Consider the following 26,068-nt stretch of genomic DNA (forward strand, 5'->3'; position numbering starts at 1 on the left):
GAGCACTGCGATGAGTACCGACGATAAACGCATTCGTGAATTCGCCTATCAGATCTGGGAATCCGAGGGTAAGCCTGCCGGGCAGGAAAAACGCCACTGGGAGATGGCTCGCAAACTTGCCGAGGCCGAAGCCCTGGCACCGAGCAAACCCGCCAAGGCCGCCGGTAAACCAGCGGCGAGCAAGCCTGCCGCGACCAAGAGCACCGCAGCCAAGCCTGCCACGAAAAGCACTACGCCCAAGGCCAAGCCTGCAGCTAAACCTGCCGCTGTCAGCACCGCGGCGGAAAAACCTGTGGAGAAAAAGCCACGAGCGCCGCGCAAGCCGCCGGCTAACTGATCCATACCTGACATCCGCCTCAAGGGCATGCGCCCCCGTGCTGACAAGGGCGCGTGCTGACGCCACACCAGGCCGACGCCTGGATACGCGGTGTCGATCAATGGTGCCGCTAGGCGGCACAGCGGGAGCAAGCTGCCTCGCCACAGTGAAACGAATAGATTTTAAGTGAACAGCATTGCCGTATCTGTCTGTCTTTTGCAGGAGCAACTATGACCCATCCAAAAAACACTACGCCGCCGCCCGTTATCGAGGCTTCGCGGATTCGTGAAGGGCTGCCTTTCCCGCTGGGTGCGACGTGGGATGGCCTGGGGGTCAATTTCGCGCTGTTCTCAGCGAACGCCACCAAGGTTGAACTGTGCATTTTCGATGATACCGGCGAAGTCGAGCTCGAGCGTATCGAGCTGCCGGAGTACACCGACGAGATTTACCACGGCTATCTGCCTGACGCCCATCCGGGGATGATCTATGGCTACCGGGTCTATGGCGCTTACGACCCGGAGAATGGCCACCGCTTCAACCCCAACAAACTGCTGATCGACCCCTACGCCAAGCAACTGGTCGGCGAGCTGAAGTGGTCCGAGGCACTGTTTGGCTACACCATCGGCCACCCGGACGGCGACCTGAGTTTCGATGAACGCGACAGCGCGCCCTTCGTACCCAAATGCAAAGTCATCGACCCGGCCCACACCTGGGGCAACGACCAGCGTGTCAGTGTGCCGTGGGACAAGACCATCCTGTATGAAACCCATGTTCGCGGCATCAGCATGCGTCACCCCTCGGTACCGGAAAACCTGCGAGGCACCTTCGCCGGATTGATGGTGGACGATGTGCTCGAACACATCCGCAAGCTGGGAGTTTCATCGGTGGAGCTGCTGCCCGTCCACGCGTTCGTCAATGACCAGCACCTGCTGCACAAGGGCATGACCAACTATTGGGGCTACAACAGCATTGCCTTCTTCGCCCCGGACCCGCGTTACCTGGCCAGCGGCAAAATCGCCGAATTCAAGGAGATGGTTGCGCACCTGCACGAGGCCAACCTGGAAGTCATCCTCGACGTGGTCTACAACCACACCGCTGAAGGCAACGAGCAAGGCCCTACCCTGTCCATGCGCGGCATCGACAATGCCTCGTACTACCGGCTGATGCCGGATGACAAACGTTACTACATCAACGATTCCGGCACCGGCAACACCCTGGACCTGAGTCACCCGTGCGTGCTGCAGATGGTCACCGACTCCCTGCGCTACTGGGCCACGGAGATGCACGTCGACGGCTTCCGTTTCGACCTGGCGACTATTCTGGGTCGATACCACGATGGCTTCGACGAGCGCCACAGTTTCCTCGTCGCCTGTCGCCAGGACCCAGTGTTGCGCCAGGTGAAAATGATCGCCGAGCCGTGGGATTGCGGCCCTGGTGGTTATCAGGTGGGTGGGTTCCCGCCAGGCTGGGTGGAGTGGAACGACAAATTCCGCGACACGGTGCGCGCATTCTGGAAAGGCGACGACGGCCAACTCGCCGACTTTGCCAGCCGCATGACGGCCTCCGGCGAGATGTTCAACCAGCGCGGTCGTCGTCCATACGCCTCGGTGAACTTCGTAACCGCCCATGACGGTTTTACCCTGCACGACCTGGTGTCGTACAACGACAAACACAATGAAGCCAACGACGAAAACAATCAGGACGGCAGCAACAACAACCTGTCCTGGAACCATGGCGTCGAAGGCCCGACAGACGATCCTGAGATCAATGAACTGCGTCAGCGGCAGATGCGCAACTTCTTTGCGACCTTGCTGCTGGCCCAGGGCACGCCGATGATCGTCGCTGGCGATGAGTTCGCTCGGACCCAGCACGGCAACAACAATGCCTATTGCCAGGACAGCGAAATCGGCTGGGTCAATTGGGACCTCAGTGAGGATGGCGAGGCGCTGCTCAAGTTCGTCAAGCGCCTGATCAAACTGCGCCTGACCTACCCGATCCTGCGGCGCGGGCGGTTCCTGGTGGGCAATTACAACGAAGACCTGGGCGTCAAGGATGTCACCTGGCTGGCCCCCGATGGCAGCGAGATGACCACCGAGCAATGGCACGACGGCCACGGTCGGTGCCTGGGCATGCTGATGGACGGGCGCGCCCAGGAAACCGGTATTCGTCGCAAGGGTGGCAACGCGACCCTGCTTCTGGTGGTCAATGCCCATCACGACATCGTCAACTTCCGCCTGCCGGAAGTGCCCGAAGGCAGTTTCTGGACATGCATGGTCGACACTAACCAGCCGAAGGTGCGTGGCCAGGAGCGTTTCGATTTTGACTACGAATACTCCGTCACCGGCCGCTCGCTGTTGTTGTTCGAGTTGCAACGTGAGGAGGAGGAATAAACCTTCGATAAACGGGTGAAAAAACACAACCGCAGGGACGCGGTTTGTTCACCCGCTCAGTCCCCGCGCAGAAAAACAGCATTCGCAACAACATGGGGCGCGACGAATCGCCCAACATGATCAATACTTGGCGAGCGGTAGATTCCAGGATCGGAACATCGCCGCTCGCAGTCAGGCCCTGGTGGGCACCACCGGGCAATCGGCCCGGTGCATGGCTGAAAGATTGAATACAAACAGGGACGTCTCTCATGAAACTCGCTTCTCGCTTGCCAGGTCGACAGCATCCGCAAATATGGAACAGCGCCCCCCAGCTGGCCGACATTCCCATCATCAGTACCCAGACCCTTATTCCCGCTGGCGCACGCGCCGTGATCCTTGCTCCGCATCCGGGTGATGAGGTCGGCGCCTGTGGCGGTCTGCTCCAGTTGCTGAGCAATCTGGGTCATCCCATCTTGCTGATCTCGGTCACCGACGGCAGCATCAGCCATCCCGGCTCACCGCTGTGGACCGATGAGCGCCAGCATGCCTACCGCCCCCATCCCCAGGAAAGCGTGGACGCCCTGCATCGCCTTGGGGTACCGGCCCGTGGCATGCAGTGGGTGCGCGGTGGTTTCCCGGAAAAAACCCTCGCCGACCATGAGGCCCAACTGAGCGCTTTCATCGCTCGGTACTTGAAGCCGGGCGACGTTGTGTTCAGTACCTGGCGCAAGGATGGTGACAGCGACCATGATGCCGTTGGCCGCGCCGGGGCCCTGGCCGCCGAAAGCATCGAGGCAGTGTTCATTGAGCTGCCGGTGTGGGCCTGGCACTGGCCGGTCCGTGAGCAAAACAAGATCCCTTGGCACCGGGCCCGCAAGCTGCGCCTGGATATCTGGACCACCGCCCGCAAACGGCACGCCATGCACGCCTACGCCAGCCAGCTCAACGGTGAGCCCGCCAGCGGCATCGCACCGTTGGTGCCACGGGTCATTCTTGATCGCATGGGTTTGCCCTATGAAATTGTGTTCATCTGACCACCGCCAATCCAGTGTGAGGCATGTCACAAAAGCGATGCCCCCTACCCTGTGGGAGCGAGCCTGCTCGCGATAACGGTGGCTCAGCGGGTGACGTGATTGACCTGGCAACGGGGAAAAATCCGGAACTGCGGCAGCCACTATAAGTCGCATGAACAGGTACGTCTGATTCAGGAGTGAACGTGACTGGCGATCCCAACCGGCAAGCCGCCGAATCAACGCCTTTGGACACGCCCGCGGCGGTCCATCGGCTACGGGTTCTGACGGTCAATACCCACAAGGGTTTTACCGCCCTCAACCGTCGTTTCATACTGCCCGAGCTGCGTGAAGCGGTACGCAGCACCGGTGCCGACCTGGTGTTCCTGCAGGAAGTGCTGGGGGAACACGACCGCCACGCTTCGCGCTACGAGAACTGGCCGCCAATGTCCCAGTACGAGTTCCTCGCCGACAGCATGTGGAGCGATTTTGCCTACGGTCGTAACGCGGTGTATCCCGATGGCCATCATGGCAATGCCTTGCTGTCCAAATACCCGATCCGCGAGTTTCGTAACCTCGACGTTTCCATCACCGGTCCCGAGCGGCGCGGACTGCTGCATTGCGTGCTGGACGTACCCGGTCATGCCGAGGTCCACGGAATCTGCGTGCACCTGAGCCTTCTGGAAAGCCATCGCCAGTTGCAGCTCAAATTGCTCTGCCAATTGCTGGATTCGTTGCCCGAAGACGCCCCGGTGATCATCGCCGGTGATTTCAACGATTGGCAGTTGCGCGGCAATACCGCCCTCGCCCGTCGCCAATACCTGCACGAAGCCTTCGAGCACCACCACGGTCGTCCGGCGAGGACCTACCCGGCCCGCTTCCCCCTGCTGCGTCTGGACCGTATTTACCTGCGCAACGCCACCAGCCATGCCCCGCAAATCCTGGGTAGCAAACCCTGGACACACCTGAGCGATCACCTGCCGCTGTGCGTGGAAGTGCATTTGTGAGGCCAAACACTGCGCGACACCTGGCGTACGAATCAAATGGTGAGTCGGTGAACCAGAGGAGTTGAAACGGTTGATTGACGTCAATTCACTGATCTGGATAACCGAAAAAAATCAGTTATTTATTGGCACTGATTTCAGTTTGCCATTCATCGTTCATTTTCTTGACGCGACGGCACCGGTCTTCTTGACTACAACGTACTACCCCCGGAAATACAGTCAGGGGCAAGCCTCGGAACCCCGCTACAGCGGACGGCCCGAGGTTTGCCTCAATCCATTCGGTCGCCCCTCGTTCGGGGTAGGAGAGACGCCATAAGCGAGAAACGCATGCGATTGCAAGGCAGGCCTCCATGAAAACTTCCCTCCGTCCACAAGAGATCACTACCACTTTCTACACAATCTCGACTTCGTTGTTACTGTGTTCGTCCATGGAGGTATGGGCCTGGCCCGCCGAGCAGACGTCGCAACTCTGGTATGACCGAACACAGTCCGACAGCCAGGGCGCCGCCTCCATAAACGCTGACCCCACCTCCAGCAAGAGCCCCGCCCTCTTCACCTTGCGAAACGACAGCGGCCACACCCAACGCGTGGGCCTGATCAGTGGACAGAACCAGGTCATCACCCGCGTCAATGGCACGCTGGTGACTCCGGCCATGGCCGAGCCCGGCAAAGAAGCACTGAACCTGCAAGGCACCCATCTGGGCGCGTACTGGAGCCTGACCGGTCCGGCAGGCTGGCATGTGGATCTGAGTGCCAGCGGCGGGCGCGTCAACGGTTACAGCCGCACCGAGCAAGGCCAGCGTCAGGCCGCTGAAGGCAATGCCGTCACGTTGTCGGTCGAAGGCGGTTTTCCCATCGGTATCAGCGACCATTGGGTGGTTGAACCCCAGGCGCAACTGATCAACCAGCGCATCACCCTTGACAACCCCAATGCCGAGAACGGCTCCGGCAACGAACTGAGCACCTGGAGCGGGCGCGTCGGGGCACGCCTCAAAGGGACGTATCAGGTCAACGGCCTGGGCGTGGAACCCTACGTGCGCACCAACCTTTGGCACACGGTCCAGAGTGCCGACACCTTGACCCTGGACAAAGTCGACAAGATCAGCAGCAGCCGCAAATCTTCCACCGTCGAGGTAGGGCTGGGGTTGGTGGCACGGGTTACACCGGTGGTGAGCCTCTACATCAGCGCTGACTACAGCAGCGACGTCGACGACAACGACCTCAACGGGCTGATCGGCAGCCTGGGGGTACGGATGCGTTGGTAAACCAGCGCTTCAGGGCGGGTCGCAGCCATGTGTTGGCGACTCGCCATGCCAACCGACAATGAGTCCAGCCTGCCCGCCTCCACACCTGCCTGACGCCGATAAAATCCTGTCCCTCGCCCCCCGGCACTTAAAACGCACCGCCATTTGGGCGTATAACCCTAAAAGCGATTTACGCCTGAAAGCCGTCAGCCCATGGCTCATTTCATTGATGGAGTAACGACATGACCCAAGCCAACCTCTTCGCCAACCTGTTTCCCAGCGCTGCCGATATTCCGCAGGCCTACCGCCTCGAGGGACAGATCGAGCAGCGCGAATACCTGATCGATGGCGTGCTGCAAACCTGGCAAGGGCCACTGGCAGTTGTTCGCAGCCCGGTGTACCTGGCAGGCCCGCAGGGGGACGAACAAGTGATACTGGGCAGCACGCCGCTGCTGGATGCACAGACCGCGCTCACCGCCCTGGACGCAGCCGTCCGCGCGTATGACCGCGGCCAGGGCCAGTGGCCAACGATGCGTGTTGCAGAACGCATCCGCCATGTGGAGGCGTTCCTGGCGCGCATGCGCGAACAACGCGAGGCGGTGGTCAAGTTGCTGATGTGGGAAATCGGCAAGAATCTCAAGGACTCCCAAAAAGAATTCGACCGCACCTGCGATTACATCGTTGACACCATCAACGCCCTCAAGGAACTGGACCGCCGCTCCAGCCGTTTCGAGCTGGAACAGGATACGCTCGGGCAGATCCGCCGCGTGCCGCTGGGCGTGGCCTTGTGCATGGGCCCCTACAACTATCCGCTGAACGAAACCTTCACCACGTTGATTCCGGCATTGATCATGGGCAATACCGTGGTGTTCAAGCCGGCCAAGCTCGGCGTACTGCTGGTGCGGCCGCTGCTGGAGGCATTTCGCGACAGCTTCCCGGCTGGTGTGATCAATGTGATCTACGGCAGTGGCCGGGAAACCGTCAGCGCGCTGATGGCCAGCGGCAAGATCGACATCTTTGCCTTCATCGGCACCAACAAGGCTGCAAGCGATCTGAAAAAACTCCATCCGCGCCCGCACCGTTTGCGTGCCGCCCTGGGCCTGGACGCAAAGAACCCGGGCCTGGTGCTGCCGGATGTGGATCTGGACAACGCCGTCAGCGAGGCGCTGACCGGCTCGCTGTCTTTCAATGGCCAGCGCTGCACCGCATTGAAGATCCTGTTTGTCCACGAAGACCTGGCACCGGCATTCATCGAGAAGTTCAACGCCGGGCTGGCTGCCCTGAAACCTGGCATGCCGTGGGAAGATGGCGTGGCACTGACACCGTTGCCCGAAGCGGGCAAGGTCGATTATCTGCAGGCGCTGGTGGCCGATGCCGCCGCCAAAGGTGCGCAGGTGACGAATGAACACGGTGGCGAATCCCGCGGTTCGTTCTTCTATCCGGCCGTGCTCTATCCGGTGAACACTGCAATGCGGGTCTACCACGAAGAACAGTTTGGCCCGGTCGTCCCCATCGTGCCGTACCGCGACCTCAATACCGTGGTCGATTACGTGCTCGAGTCCGATTTCGGCCAACAGTTGAGCATCTTCGGCAACAACCCGGCCGAAGTCGGCAAACTGGTGGACATCTTCGCCAACCAGGTCGGACGCATCAACATCAACGCCCAATGTCAGCGTGGCCCGGACACGTTCCCGTTCAACGGCCGGAAAAACTCGGCCGAGGGCACGTTGTCGGTCCACGATGCGCTGCGCACCTTTTCGATCCGCACGCTGGTGGCGACCAAGTTCCAGGACAACAACAAGGCGCTGATCAGCGACATCATCCGCGGGCGGGACTCTAACTTCCTGACCACCGACTACATCTTCTGACCCGCGCCGAACGATGGGTTATGGCAGGGCTGGACGGCGCACCTTGATGCCCCAGCCCTGCTGCATTCCGGCGGCCGCCAGCAGGATCGCTGCCACACCCAGCCACTGCAGCAACTCGAGGCGATGACCGAAGGCGAACCAGTCGACGAAAATCGCCGCGATCGGATAGATGAACGACAACGCGCCGGTCACTGCGGTGGGTAGCCGTTGAATCGCGCTGTATAACAACACGTACATCACGCCGGTATGAACCATGCCCAGGGTTACCAGGCTAGCCCAGGCCTCGGGCTGCTGCGGCAACGCTGAAAAGTTCGCCCAGGGTGCCAACAGCAACACACCGGTGCTGACCTGAATCAGCGCGATCAAGTGCGGCGGTGTCCCGGTCAGATGCTTGATGATCAACGCCGCAATGGCGTACAGCAAGGCAGCGCCCAACGCCAGGGCGATACCCGTCAGATAGTCGCCGCCACCCTGCCCTTGCTCACCGTGGGCGCTGACGATGGCCAACATGCCGAGAAACGACACCGCCAGCCAGAACAGCTTTTGGGCGGTGATTTTTTCCCCCAGCAACAACGCCGCCAATCCCACCAGCATGAACGGCTGAACGTTGTACACCGCGGTACCGATGGCAATCGACGCGCGGGAGTACGAAGCAAACAGCAGCACCCAGTTGCCCACGATCGCCACGCCACTGAGCACCGCCAGCAAGAAGGTGGTACGCGTCAGGAGACCCGGACGCAAGAATCCGAAACCGGCGCAAATCAGCAGCAAGGTCGCAGCACCGAACACGCAGCGCCAGAACACCACGTCCAGCACCGGCACACCGGAAACCAGCACGAACCAGCCGATGGTTCCGGAAATCAACATAGCGGCGGTCATTTCCAGCGAACCGCGACGTAAGGTCTTGTCCATCTTCAGGCTCCTTCAGCAAGTGGGCACAGTATGCCGAGCCAAAGGGGCGCTCCTCCATGGCACGAGAAAGGCTAAACTGGCTTTCGACCTTTTTTATCAAGGCAACTTCGAGCATTGGCCTAACGGAGTGAAAAATGACTGACGACATCGACCAGATCCTCATCAGCGCGCTGATGGAAGACTCCCGACGCTCCCTCAAGGCCTTGGCAAACTTGAGCGGCCTGTCTTCCCCCAGCGTCGCCGAGCGCCTTCGAAGGCTCGAAGAGCGTGGCGTGCTCAGGGCGTACACCGTTGAAGTGGACCCCAAGTGCTTCGGCTACCAGCTCCAGGCGATTGTGCGTATTCGCCCGTTACCGGGGCAGTTGCAAGAAGTGGAACGGCAGATCCAGGCCATCGCTGAATTTACCGAATGTGACAAGGTCACCGGCGATGACTGCTTCATCGCTCGGCTGCATGTGCGTTCGATGGAGCAACTGGACACCTTGCTGGACAAGCTCAATGTTCTGGCAGAAACCAACACCGCCATCGTCAAGAAGACTCCGGTCAAGCGGCGACTGCCACCCATGGCATGAACCTGACCCGGCCTCGGTGTCATCCGAGGCCGGGATTTATGTTACTCGAGGTCTTCCAGCTCAGGACTGCGCTGCACTTTTTGCACCTCATCCTGAGGCGCATTGCTTGCTTTCATCAATTTTAGCGGCACGATTTTTTCGCAAGCATTCTTGCCATCGGCATAGACGCCACTGTGATTACATTTCCAGTCATAGAAGTTGGCCAAGGCCGCGGACAATTGCAGGCTGTAGTCCGTGCTTTGGGTGCCCGGCGTAAAGGGTTGGCCGGCGGGGATGTTCTGGAACCATTTCATCCACTCTTCAGTACCCGGCGCTGGTGGGTTGGCCTGGAAAGTCGGGTTCATGATCGCCAGTTGCTGGTATTCAGCGGTCATGTGACAGCTCAGGCATGAAGCCTGCGGGTTGTCCACCGGCCCATTGAGGCGTCCGTTCCAACCCAGGTGGGTCGGCGGCAGTTCTTTGGTATTGGCATTGATTGCGGTCTGCTTCAACGCAGGGTTGATTTTGGTTTCTGTCGGGGTCGGATTGGTGAACTCGCTGCTGGTCACTTCAGGGTCGTTACCCCACATGATTCCGACCGGCACCAGGTTTTCCCAGTCGCCTTTGCTTTTATCGATGCCGTTGTACTGAAAGGTCCCGAAGAGCCATCCGGTCTCGCTGACACGCGAGTCACGCACGGCAATGTCCATCTGGATCAATGCGACTTTTTTCACGACGCGATCAGTGGATGTAAACGTGACGGCGGTGTAGGCATCCAGCAGCAAGGGATTGGCCAATGACGGCACCGAATTGACATCGATGTCGGCATACAACGCCTTACACACCACGGTGCCGTTGGGGAAGCTCTTGGGCTTTGAAGTGAAGCTCGGGTCAGGGTTCTGCGGATCTTTCCAGACCTGGCCGATGGTAAAGGCACCGATATCGTTATAGATCCCCACCGCATAAGTCTGACCGGACTCCAACTGTGTGTGAGCGAGCTGTTTAGGCTGAATAGGCGCCTCTCGAGTCAGCCCGTGGATGCCTTCACGCCCGCTCGGCCCGTAATGCTGCCAGGGCATGTGATACCACTGGCGGACGGCGTTTTTCTGCACATTCCAGTTGGTCTCGGCGTTGCCCTCCAGACAGTATTGCTTGACGCCCTCCATATAGGCTCGCCAGGTTTCAAAATCATTGCTGCGTGTTGTTGGCAGAATCTTGAAGAACGCTGGCATCGACGCGGCGCCAGGGGCAGTGGTGGGATAGTTCTGGCTGAGCTGGAACGCAGGGCCGGAATATTCACTCTTGGGAGGGGCGAAGCCGAAATCAGGGAAGGTGCCGGCATTGGCCATGGACGACCCGCCGGCCAAGGTCATGAGTACAAGGATCTTTGCGTGGGACTTAATCATCGGTATCTCCTTATAGGGGCAACGCCTGCCAAATCATCGATCTCCTGATTGATGCGCAGGGCTTCCTTTGTTATTGGGCCAGGGCGCGTTGCCCCCGCCGGCTCACGGTTAACGCTCAGTGACGTGCGTACACCTCCTTGGCGCCTGAAAAACGGGCGCAATCAGACCTGGCTCGGATAGCCGAATGCGAACGATATTGGGGGGAACGTGGCGAAGATTTCGCGCGGTGGTTGACCGGTTTACCTCATGCCGCCCCTGGCAATGCAATCCCTTGTCATAGTTGTAGATCAATTATTCAAAGCCGCCATCACGATTCGGCTTTTTTGCGGGCAATTGGCCATAACGAAAAATCGGGGACGAAAAAAAGCCCGCCGAAGCGGGCTTTTCATATCACGCATGCAATCAGTCGTCGCGACCCATCAGGCCGAACAGCTGCAACAGGCTGACGAACAGGTTGTAGATCGATACATACAGGCTGATGGTCGCCATGATGTAGTTGCGCTCGCCGCCGTGGATGATGGCGCTGGTCTGATACAGGATGCAGACCGACGAGAACAGCACGAAGCCGGCGCTGATTGCCAGTTGCAGGCCGCTGATCTGGAAGAAGAAGCTGGCAACTACCGCACCGAGCAACACGAAGAAGCCTGCGGTGATGAAACCGCTCAGGAAGCTCATGTCCTTGCGGGAGATCAGCACGTAGGCCGACAGACCACCGAACACCAGCGCGGTCATGGCGAATGCCGAGCTGACCACTTCGGCGCCACCCTGCATTCCCAGGTAACGGTTGAGGATCGGGCCGAGCAAAAAGCCCATGAAGCCGGTCAGGGCGAAGGCCGAAACCAGGCCCCAGGCCGAATCGCGGAGCTTGTTGGTGAGGAAGAAAAGGCCGTAGAAACCGATCAGCACCACGAAGATGTTCGGGTAGCCGACGCGCATCTGTTGTGCAACGAAGGCCATCACACCGCTGAAAGCGAGCGTGAGTGCCAGCAGGCCATAAGTGTTGCGCAGGACGCGGCTAACCTCTAGCTGCTCAGCCTGCACGCTGTTGTTCACTGCGTAATCCTGTTCGCGCATGGCGACACTCCTCCGGTTTTGAAACATTCAGTGGCAAGGATGATAACAGACGCTCTGTAACAAGCTACGTAGAGAGTTTGACAGTGTGTTTCATTCGGGTATTATGGCGCCCGCAACGCAATACGGAGGTGTGGCCGAGTGGTTTAAGGCAACGGTCTTGAAAACCGTCGACTGTAACAGGTCCATGAGTTCGAATCCCATCGCCTCCGCCATCTTTATACGACAAAGCCCTGATTAATCAGGGCTTTGTCGTTTCTGGCGCATGCGTTTTCTGTTGTGCCACCCCGGTTCTCCCGACAGAAAACTACGCACCTGAGTTGGCGCTAGCGGTTATCCAATCGATCAGGCGCGAGGATCTCCTCAAGAAAATCAATGAACACATTGATCCGGCTGGAGCCCCGGTGATTGGGTAAATACAGGGCATTGATACAACTGCTCGCGCTGCCGGGATTGACTTCATAATGCTCCAGCAACCGTGCCAGCCGGCCGGCGGCGACGTCGTCACGTACCAGCCAGTCGGCCAGCAAGGCCACCCCGCCGCTGGCGATCGCCGCTTCACGCAGGATATCGGCGTTGTTGCTTTGCAGGCGACCGTGGACGTTGAGCTGGATGCTTTCGTCCTCGCCCTGGAACGTCCAGTGGTGGTGCGAACCACCGTAATCGAAGCGCAGGCATTGTAGCTCCAGCAAGTCACGGGGATGAGACGGCACCGCGTGACGACTCAGATAGTCCGGGCTGGCCACCACCCAGCGCTGGAAGGCCCCTACCCGTTTGCTGACGATATCCTCACTGACCACCGACGATCCGAGACGCACCGACACATCGATCTGTTCGCTCAGCAGGTCGCTGACCTGATCGCTCAACGACACGCTGATTTCCAGTCCTGGATGACGAGCAAGCAATCGACCCAGATGCGGCGCGATGATTCGTCGACCAAACTCCACCGGGACGCTGATCCGTAGGCGTCCCTGGGCCTCGATGCCACGGTCGGCGACTACGGCATCGGCTTGATCAATGGCATCGAGAATGGCGACGGCCTTCTCGAAATAGGTTTGCCCAGCGACGGTAACGCTGGTGTTGCGAGTCGTACGGTTAAGAAGACTGGCGCCCAACTCATTTTCGAGTCCTGCCACCTGGCGTGTCACCGAAGATGTCGAGATGCCGAGTTTGCGTGCCGCGGCGGAATAACCACCACAACGCACGGTTTCAACAAACATCTTCAATGCCAGCAGCTTGTCCATAGGTGCAATCCGGTCGAAAAGGAACGCAGACGATTGTGCATCACTCGTCTCGCGCCGTCTTGTACGAACGCACCTCACACCTTTCACCGACGCCTGGCGCTCAGGCCTCTGCCTTACGTCCCAGAAACATTAGCAAAGCCAGAGCAGGCAACAATGCCACCGTCACGGCAGACAGGTTCCAGCCGAAATGTTCATACAGTGGGCTCGCCACCAACGAGCCCAAGGCACCCCCCACGAAGATGCTGGTCATGTAAACCGCATTCAGGCGCGCGCGACTGTGCGGGTCGATGGCATACACCTCTCGTTGGCCCAGCACCATGTTCAGTTGCACGGCGAAATCCAGCAGCACTGCACACACCACCAGCCAGAGGTAACTGCTGCCAGGCAGCGCCGCGATCAATAGCGAGACGGGTGCCAACAGCAGTGCAGCCAGCGTCCCGCGGCGGCCATGCCCAGCATCGGCCAAGCGCCCGGCAATCGGTGCTGCCACTGCACCGACGGCTCCGACCAGCGCAAAAATCGCAACCTGCGCCTGACTGAACGCGTGGTTACGTATCAGCTCGATGGGCGCGAGGGTCCAGAAGAGGCTGAAGCTGGCGAACAATAAGCCCTGATACAACGAACGTTGCCGCAGAACCGGGTGGCGACGGGCAAGCGCAAACACCGAACCGATCAACGCCGGGTACGTGGCCTGATGAGTCGGCACACGCCGCGGCAGCGCAGTCGCCATAATCACGGCGATGACGGCCATCAGTGCCGCGGCGCTGAAAAACACCCCGCGCCAGCCGAACACTTCCACCAGCAGGCTCGACAGCGGACGTGACAGCAGAATGCCCAGCAACAGCCCGCTCATGATGTTGCCAACAACGCGCCCACGCGTTGCTTCCGGCGCCAGATGCGCCGCCAGCGGCACAAGAATCTGCACCGCCACTGAGGTAAGACCGATCAGCAAGGACAATATGAGGAACATCGACGGCGAATGCGTCAGACCGGCACACAACAGGGTCACGCTCGCAGCGAGGGTAAAACCCACGACAAGGCGTCGGTTTTCCATCAGGTCGGCCAGTGGCACCAGCAACAGCAGGCCCAACGCATAACCAAACTGTGTGAGCGAAACAATCAGACTGGCATTGGCGCTGGACAGGCCGATCTGCGGCGCGATCAGTTCGACAATTGGCTGAGCGTAATAAAGGTTGGCAACGACCGCGCCGCAGCAAAACGCCAGGAACGCGACCATCAGGCCAGAGAGTGAAGCAGATTGTTCGGCCTTGGCCGTTGCCGCCGGGTTACCCGTGAGCATGATGACACCTCGTTGAGTTCGAGAAAGTGGCGTCAAGGCTAAAGGCAGCGGTCGATCCGCAGAATCCACCCCATGAGCAATTGAGTGATGCGCCATATGCAACGCGCACTCGCCTTGCGCTTGGCGCAACAGGCTATTGCGCGATCCGCGGATACTCCAACAGCCACACCTTCCTTACCTTCGGCACTTGGCGCAGAGGTCTCTCCTCCGGCGCCCTTCCCAGGCTGACCGAGGAGCTGTTCATGACCCCCAACTCATCATCACTTGCGACCGCGCGTCTGCGGCACCGGGCATTTTCATGAAGGGCAGTTTCATCAGAGCCAAGCCGTTATGGATCAGCGCCGTGGTCCTGGCTTCGGTAGGCGCGATCGGGGCCGTGATGCTGATGTGGCGTCCGGCGATAGCTCCCATCGAGCGTCCGCGAACCTTCGATTCCGCACAATTGCAACGCGGTGCTCGCGTTGTCGAGGCGGGCGATTGTGCGGTGTGCCATACACGACCCGGGGGCCAATACATGGCGGGGGGCCTGCCGCTAAGAACGCCGTTTGGCACGCTCTACAGCACCAATATCACTGCGGATCCGCAGACCGGAATTGGCCAATGGTCGCTGCCGGCATTCGAGCGGGCGATGCGCGAAGGGATCTCACGCGATGGTCACTTCCTTTACCCGGCCTTTCCATACGTACATTACCGGCGCATGACCACAGACGACATCGCTGACGCCTATGCGTACTTGATGAGCGGCCCTGCCGTGGACTCACCGGCCATGCAAAACGACATGAACTTCCCGATGAACATCCGCCCGCTAGTCTCATTCTGGAATCTGCTGTTCCTGCACGCCAAGCCACTCACGCCAGTAGCACGACAATCTGAAGCCTGGAATCGCGGGCGTTATCTGGTCCAAGGGCCCGGCCACTGCGCAGGGTGTCATTCACCTCTGAACTTACTCGGTGCCCAGAAGAGCGGCGAAAGCCTGGCGGGCGGTTCCGTGGAGGGTTGGCAAGCGCCTTCGCTACTCGGCATGGCCCGTGGTGCAAACGCATGGAGCACTGAGCAATTGGTGCGCTACCTTCGCGCGGAAATCGTGGAGGGGCATGGCACCGCGGCTGGACCGATGCGTGCGGTCAGTCTTGGCCTGGCACGCATGCCGGTGGCCGATGCAGAGGCGATTGCCGAGTACTTGCTGAGTCTGCCCGGCAGGGCTGTGATCAGGGAAATCCATCCCGATGCTGCCAGCGCCGAGCCCGCCGCCCAAGCCAGTGGCGCCATGCTCTTCGCCAGCGCCTGTGCCGGTTGCCATGGCGCGGCGGCACCGATGCGCGAAATCGACGGGCGTCCGGCGTTGAATCGTACGTCAGCATTACAAGCCTCAAGCGCGCGCAACTTCCTGAAAACCGTACTCGATGGCATCCCGGCCATCCCGGGCGTGCCGGGTCCGGTGATGCCGCCGTTTGCCGCCAGCCTCGACAACGCCCAACTCTCAGCCCTGGCGTCATACCTGCGCCACCAGGCCAGTCCCGACCAACCCTGGACTGACCTTTCTGCCACCCTTGAAGCGATACGCCAGGAGACGAAATGACCCAAGTCACTCTCAATGTCAACGGCTCGCCCCAGACACTGGAGCTGGAACCTGACATGCCGCTGCTCTACGCGCTGCGCAATCACCTGGGGCTCAATGGCGCCAAATACGGGTGCGGCTTGGGCCAATGCGGTGCCTGTACCGTCATTGTCGATGACAAGCCTGTGTTTTCCTGCGTGACACCCTGCGCGGGCCTTGACGGCAAACAGGTTAGAACGGTTGAAAGCCTCGGCACCGTCGAGCGCCCCGGCCCTTTACAGAAGGCCTTCATCGATAAACAGGCGGCCCAGTGCGGCTACTGCATCGCCGGTATGTTGATGCGCGCCCAGGCATTGCTGGAAAGCAATCCGTCCCCGGACGAACAGACCATACGCCAGTACATGGCAGGCAACCTGTGTCGGTGCGGAACCCACCTGCGAATTATCGACGCGATCAGCCTTGTAGCCAGGCAAAACCGGAGTTCGCTATGACGCAGGTTAAAGAGATGACTCACAGTCGCCGCGCCTTCTTGAAGGGCGGCGCCTTGTTGATGGCATTCACCCTCGCGCCGATGACCCGACGCGCATGGGCAGACACCGAAGTTGATACGCTTGGCACGGTAGTGCGGGCGCCGGACCTGCCCGGCAGCCTGCGCACCAACCCCTATCTCGATGCCTGGATCCGGGTCGGCGCAGATGGCATCACCGTCTACACCGGCAAGGTTGAGTTGGGCACCGGCGTCAAGACAGCCCTATTGCAAATAGCCGCGGAACGCCTGGAAGTCTCCCCGGCGGCGATCAATTTGCTTACCGCCGATACGGCTCTGACACCTAACGAAGGCTACACCGCCGGTAGCCACAGTATTTTCGACAGTGGGACCGCGCTGTACAACGCGGCGGCGCAGGTACGTGAGTTACTGCTGGAGTCGGCCGGGCGTAGCTGGGAGGTATTGCCGGCACTGCTGAGCACCGAGCAAGGCATCATTCTCGGCCCCACCGGGCAGCGAATGAGCTATGCCGACGCCGTCAAGAATGTCGATCTGCACCTCTACGCCAAGGCCGAATCGCCGGTCATGCCGGCGACGCAATTCAAGCTGATCGGCCATTCGCTGCAAAGGCTGGATATTGCGGCCAAAGTCAGCGGCGGTGCCGCGTTCGTTCAAGACATTCGTCTGCCAGGCATGGTGCATGCGCGAGTCATCCGCCCGCCGCGTCCCGGCAGCAGGCTGGAGGTCTTCGATGCGAAATCGATCAAGATGCTGCCCGGGGTCGTGCAAGTGATTCGTGATGGTAATTATCTGGCCGTGGTGGCGCTTGATGAATGGCAAGCGATCAAGGCCATGCGCAGCGGATACGAATCGGCCTATTGGAGTGGTGGTCAGGCAATCCCCGAGTCTGGATCGATCCATACCTTGCTCGAACGGCTCCCCTCACGCCGTTATCCAATCAGTCATGAAGGTACCCCGCAAGACGTGCCCCACCATAGCTACCGCGCGCGCGTAACCAAACAGTATTTGATGCACGGCTCCATCGGCCCGTCATGCGCCGTGGCCTGGCTCAAGGACGGCACCCTCACGGTCTGGACCCACACACAGGGTGTGTACCCCCTGCGCGCCGGGATTGCCGAAATGACAGGACTGCCACCCGAGCGCGTTCGTTGTATCCACACCGAAGGCTCGGGTTGCTATGGTCACAACGGCGCGGACGATGCAGCGGCCGACGCGGCGCTAATTGCCATGCGACTACCGGGCACCCCGGTTCGGGTGCAGTGGATGCGCGAACAGGAAAATCTCTGGGAGCCCTACAGCTCGGCGATGATTACCGAGGTCCAGGCCAACCTTGATGCGCAGGGTCGACTGCAGGACTGGAACTGCGAGCTATGGACCACGCCTCATAACGAACGCATCGTCAATGCCGGACGCTTGCTGCCGGCGCGGCTGCTGGCCCGCCCTTTCATCTCTGCGCCTTCGGTGCCTATCGCACAACCCGAAGGCGACGGCGATCGCAACGCGGTGCCCCTGTACACATTGGGCTCGACGCGCATCGACATGAACTTCGTTACCGAGATGCCATTTCGCACATCGGCCATGCGTTCACTCGGCGCGCACATCAACATTTTCGCAATCGAGGCCTGCATGGATGAGCTGGCCATCAAGGCCGAAGTCGATCCAGTTGCCTTGCGCCTTGCCCATCTGACCGATCCCAGGGCGCGAGCCGTGGTGGAGCGAGTTCGCGACGCCATTGCCTGGCCGCAAAGAAGCAGCGCTCCTGGCGCGGGCATAGGTTTCGCGTTCGCCCGCTACAAAAACATCATGGGGTATTGCGCCATCGCGGTGCGCCTTCAGGTGCACCCTCAGACTGGCGAAGTGCAGATCGATCACGTCGTCACAGCCGTGGACGTTGGGCAGATCGTCAATCCCGACGGCTTGCGCAACCAAGTGCAAGGGGGGGTCGTCCAGTCAACCAGTTGGACGCTGTATGAAAAAGTCGCCTATGACCCCGGAGGCATTCGCAGCTACGACTGGAGTGGTTACCCGATCCTGCGCTTTTCGCAAGTGCCCAAAAAGGTCGACGTCCATCTGCTCGATCAACCGGGACAACCGTTTCTCGGCGCCGCCGAGATCGTCCAGGGACCAATGGCTGCGGCCATTGGCAATGCCATCGCGAATGCCACAGGGCGGCGCTGGTTGAACCTTCCCCTGACTCGCTCGCAGCAGCCGTCATGAACCCACGCTGCATTGCAAATCACGCAATGCAGCGTGGCGAAGTGTGTGGATTATCAGGCGTCATCGCGCCGTTTAACTTAAGTACAGCCAGTGCCTGGCCCAGGTCAGACGCCACCCTGCCTGCACTTTTCGATTATTGGAGAACACCATGACGCCACATCTGTTTCGTCCCATCGCATTAGGTCCGTACACACTTGCCCACCGTGTGGCGATGGCACCGCTGACACGCTCTCGCGCCGGGCAACCGGGCGACACTCCGACAGCGATGAATGCCGAGTACTACCGCCAACGTGCAAGCGCCGCCTTGATCATCACCGAAGCGACGCAAATATCCCGACAGGGCCAGGGTTATGCCTGGACGCCGGGCATCTACAGCGATGAACAGGTGCAGGCCTGGGGCGAAGTCAGCGACGCCGTGCATGAGGCGGGTGGTTTGATCTTCATGCAGCTTTGGCATGTGGGCCGCGTATCGCACCCCAGTTTTCAGCCCGACAACGCGCTGCCGGTTGCCCCGAGTGCATTACCCGTACCTGGCAAGACGTTCATTGTCGATACCGATGGTCACGGCGTCTGGGGTGATGTGCCGGTGCCACGAGCGCTGCAAACCTCGGAGCTCGCCGGCATTATCAGCGACTACCGCAAGGCTGCACGCAATGCGATGAACGCCGGAATGGATGGTGTGGAAATTCACGCGGGCAATGGTTATCTGCTGGATCAATTTATCAACAGTAACAGTAACCAGCGCACTGACCGTTACGGCGGCAGCCTGGAAAATCGTGCTCGCCTGTTACTGGAAGTGGTGGCTGCCGTAGTCGATGAGGTCGGTCCAGAACGCGTGGGCGTGCGTCTGACACCCATGGGGCGCTTCATGGGCATGGGTGATGAAACCCCTGAGGCTACATTCGGCCATATCGTGCGTTCGTTGAACCACTGGAACTTGGCCTACCTGCACCTCGTCGAGCCCGCCGTCGTCGGCACTGTAAAAGATGAGAACTTCGATCCGCGCTGGGATGCCATTATCGGTCAGTTGCGTGCAGCCTGGGACGGCGTACTGATGATCGCCGGCGGCTACGATCCAAAGACGGCAGAACAGGCGCTGATCGACGGCCGCGCGGACATCATCGCGTTCGGCAGGCCGTTTCTGGCCAATCCTGATCTGCCACGGCGAATTCGCGAAGGGTTGTCACTCAATGCGCCGGATCCGAGCACATTCTTTGGTGGCGACCAGCGTGGATATGTGGATTATCCGGTTCATTCCTGAGCTGTGACCGTTGTAATAGACCAAGCCAAAAGTCGGCCGCCACTGTGGCGGCTGACTTAATCTACGCCCGCCGCTAGCCTCCCACATCGCCCCGCCTCCTTAGCGCTACACTCACGTCATTGACGTACCACGCCATCGTTAGCAGGGAGCTCGACGTGCACCCAGGCAAAAGCAGACCCACGCCACCTATACAACACCAAACAAACACCCCACCCATCGTCCCATGCTGCGCAATCCTGCCTTATCTTGGGAACTCACCGATCTGCCCGGCCAATAGCCTTGACGGGAGGACCGTGTGACCACTCTCATCAAAAAATATAAATGGCCCGCCTTGTTGGCTGTCGCGCTTGCTGTGTTTTCGGCCTTGATATTCTTTTTAGTCAAATCCTACACCTACGACGCCTCCACCTATTTCGAATCCCGGGACTTCATCCGCCAACTCAAACAATCCGACGCCAACTGGAACGTCAAAATCCTGCGAAAGAAGATCGGCATCAATAACAACCTGTCGCTGACCCCGCCACCTGAAGCGGCCAGTCGATGGGCGCAGTTGGAGCAGCTCAACAATTCTGGTCCTTTGGCGGCCCTTTGGGCATCCAGGCGCCAGGGCTATGTGGAGGCGGTGAGGAACAAAAGCCTGCTGGTGGAGCAGTTCCAGCAACACAACACCCGCTTACGCACCGCTCTGGATGCGCTGCCACTTGCCGAGGACGACATCCAGACACGGCTCAGGGAGATGGACGCCGACACTCCGATAAACCGCCTAGAGATTGCCTCCAGTGTCCTTGACCTGACTCTGACAACGCTTGAGTACGCCCTTTATGTCACCTCGGACAAGGCCGAAGAAGTAAGGAGCCAGCTCAATGCGCTGGAGCAATACATGGCCCAACTGCCCCAGCCCTACCAGCCGTCCTTTACCACGCTGACACAACATGTCGAATCCATTATCCAGGAACAACCGATCGTCAATGACCTCATTGACCGCATCAGTGTGATCCCGGTCGCTCAAGAGCTGGACAGTATTAACGAGCTGTTGAACGAAACCCAACGCAGGACCGCCGAGACCGAACGCCAATATCACATCTATCTGGCTGTATGCGCCGGCCTCATGGCCATTTTGATGATCTACCTTGCTGCGCGGTTGGTTCGCAGTTCCGCGCTCATCACTCAGATTAACCAGGAACTGCAATTCTCCAATGAACGGCTGGAAGAACGGGTGGAAGATCGCACTCGCGAGTTGATGCAGGCCGAACGTGAGCTGGTGGAGGCGGCGCGAATGGCGGGAATGGCCGAGATTGCGACCAACGTGTTGCATAACGTGGGGAACGTTCTCAACAGCGTGAATATTTCGGCGGACCTGGTGACCCGCAAGTTGAAAAACAGCAAGACGCTCGGTCTGGGCAAAGCGGTAAAAATGATGAATGAGCATGCCGAGGATTTGGGCCGTTTCATTACCCTGGATGAAAAAGGCAAATTGTTGCCTCGTTATTTCAATGAGCTGGTCGAGTCCATCAATGCCGAACAGGGACTGCTCATTGACGAGCTGGCACAACTGACCAAGAGCATTGACCACATCAAGGAAATCGTCGCCACCCAACAAACCTACGCTGGCGCCGCGAGATTGATCGAGCCGCTCAATGTCAAGGATCTGTTCGAAGATGCGTTACGCATGAACGCAGGCGCGCTGAGCCGGCACCATGTCACGGTCATCAAGGATTTTCAGGACATCCCCACCATCCTGGGAGACAAGCACAGGTTGCTGTTGATCCTGATCAACCTGATCAGCAACGCCAAGTTCGCAATGTCGAATGTTTCCGGGCATCCGCGGGAAATCACGCTGGGGATCCAGATCGTCGCTGAGAGTACGTTACGCCTAAGCGTCAAGGATCGAGGCGAGGGTATTGCGCCGCAGAACCAGGCTCGAATCTTTAACCACGGGTTCACGACCCGCAAGGACGGCCATGGATTTGGCTTGCACAGCTGTGCTCTGGCCGCGGTTGAAATGAATGGTCGTCTCTACGCCCAGAGCGATGGGCCTGGTCAAGGGGCCTTGTTCACTCTGGAGATCCCGTTGGAACTGGCCAATACCTGAACCACTGGGGCGAGTTGGCTGCGTGCATAGCATCTTTCGGGTTGCGTGCGTGCAGCCAACTCGCCCCAGCGAACACGACCTTCTAGCGCTGCTATTTAGTGTTAGCCGATCGCTCGCTTCGGTTTCTGCGTACCGGCAACGCCGCCGCGTAAGCCAGCGCTTCCTCACGGGAAGCAAAGGAGCCAAGCCGGTCCACTTGGGTGCAGACCCGCCATGGGCCGCTGTTCACACTGAGTACGTCATAACCGTTGATGTGCACTTTCGTTAGCATCGCAGCACTCATAGTTACCTCCTGCCAGATAAACCTAAGGTACGCCCCTTACCTTACACTCAGTTGGCACCAGGGCATCAACCGGGCGTCGCAATTTCCCGGGAGCGGCATACTCGTCAGGGTGAGCCCGAACCCCACAACCTGTTCCACAACCCAGGCAGTTGCACCGGCTCGGTGCCGTCTTTGACGGTGCGAGCCAGCGCTGCTCGCTCAAGCGCCTGACGGTCGTCATAAAATGGCTTGGTGTCGGTCTTCACCCCAGTCGCCTGGGCAGCGTCGATCAGAATCTGCAGGTACTCCCGGGCGTGTCGCGCGGTGTAGCGATTGAGATCATGAAAGGTCACCACCACCGGAATGACCCCATCAACGGCAGGTATCTGCCCGACGGCGATACGTTCACGCACTTCGCTGAGCTGACGTATGAGGTTGATTCGCCGTCTCGGACTCGCCGTGATGCCCCAGACTTTGCCGTCGTTGGCACTCAGATCAGTGAGCAACATGTGCAGGCCATGGCGCCGATAGGCCTCGAAGGTGCGGGTGTCGAAGCTCCAGAACGGCGGCCTCACCAGCCTGGGAGCCGCCCCCGTGATAGCGGCAATGTCGGCGCTCCCATTGAGCAGCGACTGTTCCAGTTCATCTGGGCTGAGGAACCGGTGGTTGCTGTGCCCGGAGGTCGCGGTATGAAAGCCCAGCACATGCCCTTCCTGCTGTTCACGACGCATCACCGAACGCCCGATATCACTGCCACCGGCCCGCGACGCTCGAGTCTGCACAAAAAATACCGCCTTGATCCCCGGCTGCACCGGGTTTTGCGCCAGGGCATCGAGCACGCCCATGCTCGGGTTCCAGAAAGATGATGCGCTGGGCCCGTCATCGAACGTCAGCAGAAAGCGGATCGGCGGCTGCGTGCGAAGGCGCTGTTCGGTTTGCGCAGTCAGCTCGATAGGAGCGCCAATGCATCCCAGCAAAGCGCTGGCAAGGGCTACGAGAGACAACACCCTGGCGAAGATTTTCATTGTGTGCCTTTTATGGTGATCGCACTGACTCGCCTTCGATCCATGGCCCTTGGTGCCCAAGCCCAGCTTGGAGAAGGTTAACCGGGTTTGGTTCCCGGCCGCGAGCCTCGCCGCGCCCCCGATTTTGACCGTCTGGAGATCCGATGGAATTTTCCGCCCGCCTCTGCATCCATCCGTATAGAACTAATTAGGGAGGATTTATGGGCGGGCCATCGCTTTACATCATCGACTACATGCTCCATGGCGAGCCCAAGTCATTCATCATTCGTGCAGAAGTGATGAACAATTCCGAAGCCTGGCATTGGGCCAGTTGCGACGCGGGTGTCGGGCGCATCCCCAAATTCGGAAGGGAAAAGGTTAAGCGGGTGTCAAAACCACTGGCAGAAAAATACGGTATTACCGACGTGCGCTGGCGAGCCAGTGTCGCGCCGGCCTGGGTAAAAGAGTCAGGCTGAGTCCGCAACCCCTCTTTGGCGCACCGGCCGTCCGGCCGTGCGCCGTTTTCTTCGCCAGACCCGAAATAACTCAACTACGCTTAATTATCGGTACAACCCGCTGCTGGCGGGTTTTGTGCTGCCCTATACACACTCAATGGAGGTGCGACATGTCTGAAAAAGAGTCCATCACCACCGTGCTCACCTTGCTGGAATCGCGTCAGGCGCGATTGGCGGCAGCCTGCAAAGAAATCGCTGACTGGGTCGACCATCAGGGCGGGCACCCTACCGCCGTGCGCATCCGGGATCGTCTCAATGACATCGAAAAAGACGCCCCCTCTATCCAGAGCGCGCTGACGTCCCTCAAGCCCGCCGAGCGACCATTGCCCAAGTTCCGCTAACGCATTGCGCTGCACAGATTCTTCCCCACGCTCTACCGGTTGGAAAACCGATGGAACGCGGGCGTTCTTTGCGCCTCGATATGGATATGTATCGGAGCAAAGCCGCTAGAGGGAGAACACCATGTACGCCAGAATCCTGCTGTTGATCGCCTGTGCCTGCCCTGCCGTCGCCATGGCGCAAGGCTGCGATGTAATCACTCGGTCCCAGAGCCAGGCGATACCGAAGATCGAAACCCATAGTTGTTACGAATACAAAGGCGTGCCAGCCGAGGCGATTGGCTGGTCGTGCAGCAACGAAAGCAAAGGTGCACTGAGCACTGAAAAGAACCAGGTCGAACGTTGCGCCCAAGGCTATGTAGCGACGTGCCAGGCCCGGCTGACTCAGGAATCCCTGGCCAATCCGCACTCAACCAGCAAGGACCGTGGCGGCGAGTCAGCCAACATCCCTGACGATGCGCAAGTCACCCGGTACTACTACAACACCGAGCAACTGGCGCAAGCACAGAAAGATTGCGAAACCACCGGTGGGCGCTGGAAAAACCAATGAAGGGTCCCTAACCTTTGCTGTGCTCTGGCGACGACGGGCCTTCCTTCACACCGCGAGGGCCGGCAACGCCCCAGATGACCAGGCCCACCACAGGCAAGATGATCAACACCAGCGCCCATCCCGCCTTGGTCCCGACAGTCTTGTCACTGCGAAAGACACTGATGATCGCCCACAGATCCACAAGCAGCAAAAGCACCACAACGCCGATCCAGAAATAGCTGGCTAGTTCAGACATGGTCCAATCCTCTTAAGGTCTATGGTTTAGGCACACCCCCTGACGGTCCGTTCAAAGAATCTGCCATCGCGTCCCCCCGCCCGAACTTGCGTCTATCCACGCTCATTCAGATAGGCGACCCACCGTTCATAAGCGTCATGCTGGCGTTGGACGGCCTGCTCCCAAATCACCCCGCTCGTTTGATGTGCGTCGACGAGCGCCATCATTTCTGAGGTGGCCGCGTCCAGTTCCACGAGAAGCTCGTGGGATTTGATTTTGAAGTCTTCAACCGTGGTCATGTCTTCTCACTTCCCCTCTACCCGAGGTTGGCTATCCACCCAACATGGATACGTTTTTTCCAAGCTGATTCAGTCGAGGCGATGATCGGTTTAATGCCCAGTCCTGACAGATAGCGAGTGCAGGCTTGAAATGAAGTTCAGTCTTTCGCCGATTGCCGCGGTCGTACAGAGAGGCCCCGGTAAAAACTGTAGTGGACAGTCCGTATGACATCGGGCTCAAATATTGCAGTTATATTTCAATTTAATGACAGTCACGGATTGAGCAAGGCCATGAAAATTCGAGCGACCGTCATCTGCGAGGAAGATCGCCACATCTTGCTCGTGCGCAAGGCCAACAGCCGCTGGACATTGCCTGGTGGAACCGTTGAGCGCGGCGAAACCCATGCTGGGGCGGCACTACGCGAGTTGGCAGAAGAGACCGGGCTGGACGCGCACAACCTGCTTTATCTGATGCGCATCAGCGACGGTGAAACCGAACACCACGTGTTCGAAGCCGCGGTCACCGATTCAAAGACCGCCCGGCCACAGAATGAAATCAGCGACTGCCTCTGGCATCCGCTGGACGCTATCGCGCAACTGCAAATGAAAAAGGGCACCCGGGAGATTCTCGAGGCATTTCGGCGCAGGTTGTGAGCGCAGCTTGGATAAGGTGGTTTGACGGAGCAGAAACAAACAAGGGTTTGCATTAGCTTTCGCTCGCAAACCCTTGATTTTAGATGGTGCCCGAAGCCGGAATCGAACCGGCACGCCCTTACGAGCGGGGGATTTTAAGTCCTTAGTGGAAGTCAATCAGGCCGTGGCGTGCAATAGGTTTTCTGGTCCGCAATTAACCTAAAATCATTGCTATATCAGCCAATGTTTCCGCATCCCCTAAAATGATTGCGGACCGGAAATTACCCCCATTGCATCCCGAAACAGCCTAAATTTTATTAGCCATCTGGCCATTCCTTTATGC

24 protein-coding genes and 1 tRNA gene are annotated in these 26,068 nt (G+C 59.2%); 17 read left to right on the forward strand and 8 right to left on the reverse strand.

Annotated elements, in window-relative coordinates:
* The first annotated feature begins 10 nt into the window (after positions 1 to 10).
* From CRX69_RS18525 to CRX69_RS18550, 6 genes are all read left to right on the forward strand, one after another.
* Positions 11 to 337 carry a DUF2934 domain-containing protein gene (locus tag CRX69_RS18525; protein ID WP_107322529.1) on the forward strand — a complete coding sequence of 109 codons (327 nt, stop codon included), beginning with the start codon at positions 11 to 13 and terminating at the stop codon, positions 335 to 337.
* 209 nt (positions 338 to 546) lie between these two features.
* Entirely contained in the window at positions 547 to 2,706 is a 2,160-nt protein-coding gene (gene glgX / locus CRX69_RS18530) for a glycogen debranching protein GlgX (RefSeq protein WP_047226577.1), read from the forward strand.
* A gap of 248 nt (positions 2,707 to 2,954) precedes the next feature.
* Positions 2,955 to 3,719 carry a PIG-L deacetylase family protein gene (locus tag CRX69_RS18535; protein WP_047226578.1) on the forward strand — a complete coding sequence of 255 codons (765 nt, stop codon included), beginning with the start codon at positions 2,955 to 2,957 and terminating at the stop codon, positions 3,717 to 3,719.
* A 182-nt stretch (positions 3,720 to 3,901) separates the two neighbouring features.
* Positions 3,902 to 4,702: an endonuclease/exonuclease/phosphatase family protein gene (locus CRX69_RS18540; RefSeq protein WP_047226579.1), complete on the forward strand. Its 801-nt coding sequence runs from the start codon at positions 3,902 to 3,904 to the stop codon at positions 4,700 to 4,702.
* A 347-nt stretch (positions 4,703 to 5,049) separates the two neighbouring features.
* Positions 5,050 to 5,964 carry an autotransporter domain-containing protein gene (locus CRX69_RS18545; protein ID WP_107322530.1) on the forward strand — a complete coding sequence of 305 codons (915 nt, stop codon included), beginning with the start codon at positions 5,050 to 5,052 and terminating at the stop codon, positions 5,962 to 5,964.
* A gap of 221 nt (positions 5,965 to 6,185) precedes the next feature.
* A complete protein-coding gene (locus CRX69_RS18550) occupies positions 6,186 to 7,811 on the forward strand; it encodes an NADP-dependent glyceraldehyde-3-phosphate dehydrogenase (RefSeq protein WP_107322531.1) in 1,626 nt (541 codons plus the stop codon).
* A gap of 18 nt (positions 7,812 to 7,829) precedes the next feature.
* On the opposite strand, the gene CRX69_RS18555 is transcribed toward CRX69_RS18550, so the two are convergent.
* On the reverse strand, positions 7,830 to 8,723 hold the full coding sequence (locus tag CRX69_RS18555) for a DMT family transporter (protein WP_107322532.1): 894 nt from the start codon (positions 8,721 to 8,723) through the stop codon (positions 7,830 to 7,832).
* Positions 8,724 to 8,857: 134 nt separating this feature from the next.
* Here CRX69_RS18555 and CRX69_RS18560 point away from each other — a divergent pair, with 134 nt between their 5' ends.
* Positions 8,858 to 9,295, forward strand: coding sequence for an Lrp/AsnC family transcriptional regulator (locus CRX69_RS18560; protein ID WP_047226583.1), 438 nt, complete (start codon positions 8,858 to 8,860; stop codon positions 9,293 to 9,295).
* A gap of 41 nt (positions 9,296 to 9,336) precedes the next feature.
* Here CRX69_RS18560 and CRX69_RS18565 read toward each other — a convergent pair whose 3' ends face one another.
* Both CRX69_RS18565 and CRX69_RS18570 read right to left on the reverse strand, forming a co-directional pair.
* Positions 9,337 to 10,680, reverse strand: a complete 1,344-nt coding sequence (locus CRX69_RS18565) for a hypothetical protein (protein WP_047226584.1) — start codon at positions 10,678 to 10,680, stop codon at positions 9,337 to 9,339.
* Positions 10,681 to 11,082: 402 nt separating this feature from the next.
* Complete coding sequence (locus CRX69_RS18570) at positions 11,083 to 11,754, reverse strand: Bax inhibitor-1/YccA family protein (protein ID WP_039588756.1); 672 nt, start codon at positions 11,752 to 11,754, stop codon at positions 11,083 to 11,085.
* Positions 11,755 to 11,878: 124 nt separating this feature from the next.
* Here CRX69_RS18570 and CRX69_RS18575 point away from each other — a divergent pair.
* A tRNA-Ser gene (locus CRX69_RS18575) sits at positions 11,879 to 11,966 on the forward strand.
* A gap of 111 nt (positions 11,967 to 12,077) precedes the next feature.
* On the opposite strand, the gene CRX69_RS18580 is transcribed toward CRX69_RS18575, so the two are convergent.
* Positions 12,078 to 12,995: a LysR family transcriptional regulator gene (locus tag CRX69_RS18580; RefSeq protein ID WP_107322533.1), complete on the reverse strand. Its 918-nt coding sequence runs from the start codon at positions 12,993 to 12,995 to the stop codon at positions 12,078 to 12,080.
* A 100-nt stretch (positions 12,996 to 13,095) separates the two neighbouring features.
* Complete coding sequence (locus tag CRX69_RS18585; protein ID WP_047226640.1) at positions 13,096 to 14,295, reverse strand: MFS transporter; 1,200 nt, start codon at positions 14,293 to 14,295, stop codon at positions 13,096 to 13,098.
* Between the two features lie 298 nt (positions 14,296 to 14,593).
* Here CRX69_RS18585 and CRX69_RS18590 point away from each other — a divergent pair, with 298 nt between their 5' ends.
* From CRX69_RS18590 to CRX69_RS18610, 5 genes are all read left to right on the forward strand, one after another.
* Positions 14,594 to 15,874, forward strand: a complete 1,281-nt coding sequence (locus tag CRX69_RS18590; protein WP_080962871.1) for a c-type cytochrome — start codon at positions 14,594 to 14,596, stop codon at positions 15,872 to 15,874.
* Entirely contained in the window at positions 15,871 to 16,344 is a 474-nt protein-coding gene (locus tag CRX69_RS18595; RefSeq protein WP_047226586.1) for a (2Fe-2S)-binding protein, read from the forward strand. The genes CRX69_RS18590 and CRX69_RS18595 overlap by 4 nt, the downstream gene beginning before the upstream one ends.
* On the forward strand, positions 16,341 to 18,578 hold the full coding sequence (locus CRX69_RS18600) for a xanthine dehydrogenase family protein molybdopterin-binding subunit (protein ID WP_047226587.1): 2,238 nt from the start codon (positions 16,341 to 16,343) through the stop codon (positions 18,576 to 18,578). The genes CRX69_RS18595 and CRX69_RS18600 overlap by 4 nt, the downstream gene beginning before the upstream one ends.
* A gap of 148 nt (positions 18,579 to 18,726) precedes the next feature.
* Positions 18,727 to 19,839 carry an alkene reductase gene (locus tag CRX69_RS18605; RefSeq protein WP_047226588.1) on the forward strand — a complete coding sequence of 371 codons (1,113 nt, stop codon included), beginning with the start codon at positions 18,727 to 18,729 and terminating at the stop codon, positions 19,837 to 19,839.
* Between the two features lie 295 nt (positions 19,840 to 20,134).
* Positions 20,135 to 21,931, forward strand: a complete 1,797-nt coding sequence (locus CRX69_RS18610) for a DAHL domain-containing protein (protein ID WP_107322534.1) — start codon at positions 20,135 to 20,137, stop codon at positions 21,929 to 21,931.
* A gap of 387 nt (positions 21,932 to 22,318) precedes the next feature.
* Here CRX69_RS18610 and CRX69_RS18620 read toward each other — a convergent pair whose 3' ends face one another.
* The gene (locus CRX69_RS18620) at positions 22,319 to 23,218 is read right to left on the reverse strand and encodes a polysaccharide deacetylase family protein (protein ID WP_107322535.1); all 900 of its coding nucleotides are present in this window, start codon (positions 23,216 to 23,218) and stop codon (positions 22,319 to 22,321) included.
* Positions 23,219 to 23,418: 200 nt separating this feature from the next.
* Here CRX69_RS18620 and CRX69_RS18625 point away from each other — a divergent pair, with 200 nt between their 5' ends.
* The 3 genes from CRX69_RS18625 to CRX69_RS18635 all read left to right on the forward strand — a co-directional run bounded on the left by CRX69_RS18625 (position 23,419) and on the right by CRX69_RS18635 (position 24,600).
* Positions 23,419 to 23,673 (forward strand): DUF6555 family protein, encoded by a 255-nt coding sequence (locus CRX69_RS18625; RefSeq protein ID WP_047226592.1) that lies wholly within the window; start codon positions 23,419 to 23,421, stop codon positions 23,671 to 23,673.
* Positions 23,674 to 23,822: 149 nt separating this feature from the next.
* A complete protein-coding gene (locus tag CRX69_RS18630) occupies positions 23,823 to 24,053 on the forward strand; it encodes a hypothetical protein (RefSeq protein ID WP_047226593.1) in 231 nt (76 codons plus the stop codon).
* Between the two features lie 121 nt (positions 24,054 to 24,174).
* Positions 24,175 to 24,600, forward strand: a complete 426-nt coding sequence (locus tag CRX69_RS18635) for a hypothetical protein (RefSeq protein ID WP_047226594.1) — start codon at positions 24,175 to 24,177, stop codon at positions 24,598 to 24,600.
* A gap of 7 nt (positions 24,601 to 24,607) precedes the next feature.
* Here the strand turns inward: CRX69_RS18635 and CRX69_RS18640 are convergent, their stop codons facing one another.
* Positions 24,608 to 24,835 carry a PLD nuclease N-terminal domain-containing protein gene (locus CRX69_RS18640; RefSeq protein ID WP_047226595.1) on the reverse strand — a complete coding sequence of 76 codons (228 nt, stop codon included), beginning with the start codon at positions 24,833 to 24,835 and terminating at the stop codon, positions 24,608 to 24,610.
* Between the two features lie 92 nt (positions 24,836 to 24,927).
* Entirely contained in the window at positions 24,928 to 25,113 is a 186-nt protein-coding gene (locus CRX69_RS18645) for a hypothetical protein (protein ID WP_047226596.1), read from the reverse strand.
* A 270-nt stretch (positions 25,114 to 25,383) separates the two neighbouring features.
* Between CRX69_RS18645 and CRX69_RS18650 the strand changes: the two genes are divergently transcribed.
* Positions 25,384 to 25,746: an NUDIX hydrolase gene (locus tag CRX69_RS18650; RefSeq protein ID WP_047226597.1), complete on the forward strand. Its 363-nt coding sequence runs from the start codon at positions 25,384 to 25,386 to the stop codon at positions 25,744 to 25,746.
* Positions 25,747 to 26,068 lie beyond the last annotated feature (322 nt).

The organism is Pseudomonas rhizophila, assembly GCF_003033885.1.
In the GTDB taxonomy this organism is placed as follows: Bacteria; Pseudomonadota; Gammaproteobacteria; order Pseudomonadales; family Pseudomonadaceae; genus Aquipseudomonas; species Aquipseudomonas rhizophila.